The 5,947-nt window shown below is 43.3% G+C and carries 5 protein-coding genes; all 5 read left to right on the forward strand.

The features are described 5' to 3' along the window. The first annotated feature begins 138 nt into the window (after window positions 1-138). The 5 genes from ACW12G_RS05830 to ACW12G_RS05850 all read left to right on the forward strand — a co-directional run bounded on the left by ACW12G_RS05830 (window position 139) and on the right by ACW12G_RS05850 (window position 5,823). The gene (locus ACW12G_RS05830; RefSeq protein ID WP_068851086.1) at window positions 139-1,773 is read left to right on the forward strand and encodes a peptide ABC transporter substrate-binding protein; all 1,635 of its coding nucleotides are present in this window, start codon (window positions 139-141) and stop codon (window positions 1,771-1,773) included. Window positions 1,774-1,859: 86 nt separating this feature from the next. Beyond that, window positions 1,860-2,777 carry an ABC transporter permease gene (locus ACW12G_RS05835; protein WP_010000765.1) on the forward strand — a complete coding sequence of 306 codons (918 nt, stop codon included), beginning with the start codon at window positions 1,860-1,862 and terminating at the stop codon, window positions 2,775-2,777. 11 nt (window positions 2,778-2,788) lie between these two features. Further along, window positions 2,789-3,820, forward strand: a complete 1,032-nt coding sequence (locus ACW12G_RS05840; RefSeq protein ID WP_146976095.1) for an ABC transporter permease — start codon at window positions 2,789-2,791, stop codon at window positions 3,818-3,820. Window positions 3,821-3,835: 15 nt separating this feature from the next. Further along, window positions 3,836-4,885 carry an ABC transporter ATP-binding protein gene (locus tag ACW12G_RS05845; protein WP_068851083.1) on the forward strand — a complete coding sequence of 350 codons (1,050 nt, stop codon included), beginning with the start codon at window positions 3,836-3,838 and terminating at the stop codon, window positions 4,883-4,885. Window positions 4,886-4,887: 2 nt separating this feature from the next. Continuing rightward, complete coding sequence (locus ACW12G_RS05850; RefSeq protein WP_029510091.1) at window positions 4,888-5,823, forward strand: ABC transporter ATP-binding protein; 936 nt, start codon at window positions 4,888-4,890, stop codon at window positions 5,821-5,823. The last annotated feature ends 124 nt before the right edge of the window (window positions 5,824-5,947 follow it).

Consider the following 5,947-nt stretch of genomic DNA (forward strand, 5'->3'; position numbering starts at 1 on the left):
CATAAAAATGTGTTAAAACCCATAATTTCAAAAAAAAAACAAATAATTAGTTGAACATGAGAAAAGCACATGGTATACTAATATCTGTTAATAAAGAATTTAAAACACAAACCTTTATATCTCGGGAGGATATATGCTATGGAAACATGGAAGAAGGTAGCCCTTGGAGCGGCTGCTGTAGTCGTTGTCGGTGGTGGTACACGTGCTGCTGGTCTTTGGGGCGGTTCATCAGATAATAGCAAGAACTTGTCATTCCAATTGCCAACACCTATTCAAACATTGGACATTTCTAAGAATACCGATACGTACTCAGGTACGATCATTGGTAACTCTGGTGCCAACTTGATGCGTGTGGATGCCAAAGGTAAGCCACAACTTGAATTGGCGAAGTCAGTTAAGCACTCTGACGATGGTTTGACTTATACCGTTGAATTGAAGGATGGCTTGAAGTGGTCTGACGGTTCAAAGTTGACAGCCCAAGACTTCGTTTACACTTGGCAACGTATCGTGAATCCAAAGACAGCATCACAATATGCTTACTTAGCATCTGGTGTTGAAAACGCTGATAAGATTGCAGCTGGTAAGGCCGCTGTTGATTCACTTGGTGTCACTGCTAAGGGCAACACGTTGACATTCAAGTTGGAACGCCCAATGCCACAATTTGAATACTTGTTGACGTTTGCGAACTTCATGCCACAAAAGGAAAGCTTTGTGAACAAGGAAGGCAAGAAGTACGCGACAACTTCAGATACAGCATTGTACTCTGGTCCATATAAGGTTCAAGGTTGGAACGGTACAAACAACACGTTCAAGCTGGTGAAGAACGACAACTACTGGGATGCTAAGAACGTCAAGACAAAAGAAATTGACGTGCAAGTGGTTCAAAAGCCTGAAACAGCTGTGCAATTGTACAAGCAAGGCAAGATTGATCGTGTTTCAATTTCAAACACACCTGAATTGTACAAGGCTAACAAAAACAACAAGGATGTCGTGAAGACACCGGAAGCCACAACAGCTTATTTGGAATATAACCAAACAGGTAAGAACAAGTTCTTGGCTAACGCTAAGATCCGTGAAGCTTTGAACTTGGCAACTAACCGTAAGGAATTGACTGATCAAGTAACTGCTGGTATTTCATCACCAGCTACTGGTTTGGTCCCAACTGGTTTGGCTAAGACAGCTACTGGTGAAGACTTGGCCAAGTATGTTGCGCCTGGTTACACATATGATCCTCAAAAGGCCGCTGAATTGTTCAAGCAAGGTTTGCAAGAAGTTGGTGCATCAAATGCTACATTGACAATCACGTCAGATGCTGACTCACCAGCTGCTAAGACAACATTGGATTACCTCCAAGGTTCATGGGAAAAGGCTTTGCCTGGTCTTAAGGTCGAAGAAAAGTTTGTGCCATTCCAACAACGTTTGAAGGACTCACAAACACAAAACTTTGATGTTGTTGTTTCACTTTGGGGTGGTGACTATCCTGAAGGCTCAACATTCTATGACTTGTTCAAGGATGGTGCTTCATACAACAACGGTCAATTCAAGAACGTACCTTATACAGACGCTGTTAACAAGGCCGAAACAACTGACGCTTTGAAGCAAGAAGCACGTGATAACGACTATAAGGCGGCTGAAGCTGACTTGTTCAAGGACAGCAACTTTAACCCACTTTACTTCCGTTCAGGTTACTCACTCCAAAATCCTAAGGTGACAGGTATCATCTTTAACTCAACAGGATTGAACCAAGACTGGAAATTCGCCGTTAAGAAGTAAAAGCTGGTATCATTAAATATACGCAATAACAAATAAGGATTGACGCAAGTTAATTCTTATTTTGTTCATTATAGGAAATCATAATTATGTGGAAATATATTCTCAAAAGACTAGGTTGGCTCGTCTTCACGCTATTTCTAGTCATTACAGCGACGTTCTTCTTGATGCAAATCATGCCAGGAACGCCGTTTAACAACCCGAAGCTGACGCCAGAAGCTTTGGCGCAGTTGAAGACAACCTATGGGCTAGATTTGCCATTGTGGCAACAATATCTGAATTATTTGGTTGGGGTTGCACATGGTGATTTTGGTATTTCATTCCAATATCAAAACCAACCGGTTAGCATGTTGATTGGGCAACGATTACCTGTTTCGGCAGCACTTGGGGCGCAAGCCTTGGTTGTCGGTGTGATTGCTGGTTTGATCATGGGTGCTGTGTCAGCACGTAACAAGAACAATAAAATTGATGGCACATTGGGTATTTTGTCAACGTTAGGTATTTCAGTGCCAAGTTTCATTTTGGGAATTGTCCTCGTGTACCTTTTTGGCTTCAAGTGGCCACTTTTCCCCGTTTCTGGTTGGGGTGATTCATTCTCACAAACGATTTTGCCAACAATTGCTTTGGCGGTAAGTCCAGCAGCGATTACAACACGCTTTGTGCGTTCAGAAATGATTGAATCATTGAGTTCTGATTATGTGCAATTGGCGAAGGCCAAAGGGTTGAGTGAGAAGGAAATCGTTAACAAGCACGCTTACCGTAACTCAATGATTCCAGTTTTGACATTAATCGGGCCAATGGCGGCTGGTTTGTTAACGGGATCAACATTGATTGAACAAATCTTTTCGATTCCTGGTATTGGACAACAGTTCGTGTTGTCTATTCCATCAAAAGACTTTCCGGTTATCATGGGCACAACCATTGTCTATGCGGCAATGTTGATGTTGATGATTTTGATTACAGATGTGCTCACGGCGATCGTTGATCCACGTGTTCGTTTGCAATAAGGAGGCTTATGATGGCAGCAAATACTGAAGATTTTGTCATCGTTGGCGCACAAAGCTCTGATGCCAACGAACATATTTCAAAGCCAGCCTTGTCATTTTGGCAAGATGCTTGGCGTCGCCTCAAGCTTAACAAGCTTGCGGTTGTATCCATGTGGTTTTTAATTATTATTTTGGCTTTTGCCGTGTTATCGAATATTTTCGTCCCACAAAAGGCAGCCAATTCATTTAATTCTGATAAAGTTGGTGTGTACAAGAACTTACCACCAAACTCTGGTTTACCAATTCCTGGTTGGGATGGTAAGATCAAGGCGCCTGGCGACACGACGATGACGAACGCTTATAGCGAACAAGGCGTGCCGGATGGGGAAAAGTTTATCTTAGGTACGGATAACATTGGTCGTTCAATGGCAAAGCGTGTCACTGTTGGGTTGCGTATTTCATTGTTAGTGGCCATTGTGGCAACATTCATTGACTTGGTCATTGGTGTGGCATATGGTGTCTTCTCTGGCTGGAAAGGCGGCTGGGTTGATAACGCGATGCAACGTATCATTGAAATCTTGTCATCAATTCCAAACTTGATCATCGTGACAATGCTTGGTTTGTTGTTTGGTAGTGGCATTGCCTCAATTATCTTGGCAATTGCTATGACTGGTTGGTTAGGCATGGCGCGTCAAGTCCGTAACATGACGTTGTCCTTAAAAGAACGTGATTATGTATTGGCTGCAAAGTCATTAGGTGAAAGCTCATTTAAAATTGCGGTGAAGCATTTGATTCCAAACATGGCCGGTACGATCATTGTGCAAATCATGATGACTGTGCCAAGTGCGATTATGTTTGAAGCGGTTTTGTCAGCCATTAACTTGGGTGTGAAGCCACCAACAGCATCATTGGGATCATTGATTGCGGATGCGCAATCAATGTTGCAATTCTATCCTTATCAAGTATTAATTCCTTCAGCTGTGTTGGTATTGATCTCGTTGGCCTTCATCTTGTTGGGTGATGGCTTGCGTGATGCATTTGACCCACGTGCGAGTGAAGATTAAGAGGTGTGCAAGAGAATGAGTAATCCGATATTAAGAGTTGAAAATTTGCACGTGAACTTCAACACGTATGCTGGGACAGTGCAAGCGATTCGTGATGTATCGTTTGACCTAAACAAGGGCGAAACGTTAGCGATTGTTGGTGAATCAGGGTCTGGTAAGTCAGTAACGACTAAGACGTTGATGGGTTTGAACGCCAAGAATGCTAGCATTCCTGATAATTCACGCCTGTTGTTTAAAGACCGTAATTTGCTCGATTTGACAGAAGAAGAATGGCAATCAGTGCGTGGTAACGAAATTGCTATGATTTTCCAAGATCCAATGACAAGTTTGGATCCAACGATGAAGATTGGGATGCAGATTGCTGAACCACTCATGAAGCATCGTGAGATGAAAAAAGAAGACGCGCTAGCCCGCGCGTTGGAGTTGATGAAAGGGGTTGGGATTCCTAACGCCGAAGAACACATCAACGATTACCCACACCAATGGTCTGGTGGGATGCGGCAACGTGCCGTGGTCGCCATTGCGTTGGCTGCTGATCCGGAAATTTTGATTGCCGACGAGCCGACGACTGCTTTGGATGTGACGATTCAAGCGCAAATTTTGACATTGATGAAAAAATTGCAACGTGAAACATCAAGTTCAATTATTTTCATCACCCATGATTTGGGTGTCGTGGCTGGTATGGCTGATCGTGTTGCCGTGATGTATGCGGGTAAGATTGTGGAATATGGTACTGTGGATGAAATCTTCTTTAATCCACAACACCCTTACACATGGGGCTTGCTAAATTCAATGCCAACAACTGATACTGAAGTTGGGACGTTAGAAGCCATTCCAGGCACACCACCAGATTTGTTGGAACCACCTAAGGGTGATGCATTCGCACCGCGTAATGCTTACGCCTTAGCGATTGATTTGAAAGAAGAACCACCATTCTTCAAAGTGAGTGACACGCACTATGCGGCCACATGGTTGTTAGATGAACGTGCACCAAAGGTCACGCCACCAGCGCAAATTCAAAAGCGTTGGGATCGTTGGCAAGAAATGCAAGGACAGGAGGCTTAATCATGACTGAAGAAGCACCAAAGAAGTTAGTTGAGCTAAGAGATCTGCAGTTGTATTTTAACCAAGGCAAGGCCAATGAAGTACGCGCAATTGATCATGTGAGCTTTGACATTTACGAAGGTGAAATTTTTGGCCTGGTTGGTGAATCAGGCTCTGGTAAGACCACGATTGGTCGCACAATTTTAAAGATTTATGAACAAACAGCTGGTGATATTTTATTCCAAGGAAAAGATGTCACGCAGTTGAAGGGGAAGCAATTAGCGGAATTCCGTAAGGATGCGCAAATGATTTTCCAAGATCCACAGGCGAGTTTGAATGGGCGTATGAAAGTGCGTGACATTATTGCTGAAGGAATTGACGTGAACAAGCTGGCGCGTTCAAAGGCTGAACGTGACCAAAAAGTGCAAGAATTGTTGGATTTGGTTGGTTTGAACAAAGATCATGCCACCCGTTATCCTCATGAATTTTCAGGTGGCCAACGTCAGCGTATCGGGATTGCCCGTGCGTTAGCGGTTGATCCGAAGTTCATCATTGCCGATGAGCCAATCTCTGCGTTGGACGTTTCAATTCAAGCACAAGTTGTGAACTTGATGAAGGAATTGCAGAAGAAGCATTCACTGACATATCTCTTCATCGCGCACGACTTGTCAATGGTGAAGTATATTTCTGATCGTATCGGGGTCATGCACTGGGGTAAGTTGCTTGAAATCGGGTCTGCGGACGCGGTTTATAATCACCCATTGCATCCTTATACGAAGAGTTTGCTTTCAGCCATTCCGGTGCCTGATCCAGAAGTGGAAAAGGCGCGTCAACCGTTGGAATACGATACAAGTATCGAAACTGACGGTAAAACACGTGACATGATTGAAGTGAACCCAGGCCATTTTGTGTTGGCCACACCTGAAGAAGCAGCGCAATATCAAGCGCAACAGGTTTAAGAGACTAAAAAAGCTATAACAACTGTTAATCAGTTGTTATAGCTTTTTTATGATAGAAAAATGATAATAACGTGCGTTTAGTCGATTACTGGTGTATGATTGTAATTTATTACTAATAATAAGG

It is taken from the genome of Leuconostoc sp., assembly GCF_965300815.1.